Source organism: Bartonella sp. MR168JLCBS, from assembly GCF_042194175.1.
Window position 1 is genome coordinate 946 of sequence record NZ_JBHIMP010000105.1, and the last position, 330, is coordinate 1275.

Annotated in this window: 1 pseudogene; it reads right to left on the minus strand. The window is 40.6% G+C overall.

Annotated features, from left to right (window positions below):
* A pseudogene (locus ACFIK8_RS09475) lies at positions 1–330 on the minus strand (3-phosphoshikimate 1-carboxyvinyltransferase); the annotation flags it as partial.

Below are 330 nucleotides of genomic sequence, written 5' to 3' on the forward strand. Positions count from 1 at the left end.
TGCAGACAGTCGATCTGATTCTTTAACGCGTAACTCATCAATTCCTAGCATAACTGTTTTGCCTTCAGCAAAGGCTGCTGCTACCGCCAAAGCGGGGTACTCATCAATCATTGATGGAGCTCGTTCCTTGGGCACAGTTACGCCTTTTAGCATTGATGATTTTACTCGTAGATCGGCAACATTTTCTCCACCTGTTTTGTGTTGGTTCAAAAGTTCAATTTTAGCATCCATTTCCCACAATGTTTCGATAAATCCCATTCGAGATTTATTGATAAGAACATTTTCAATGGTGATATCAGAGTTTTCTACAAGAAGTGCTGCGATAATTGG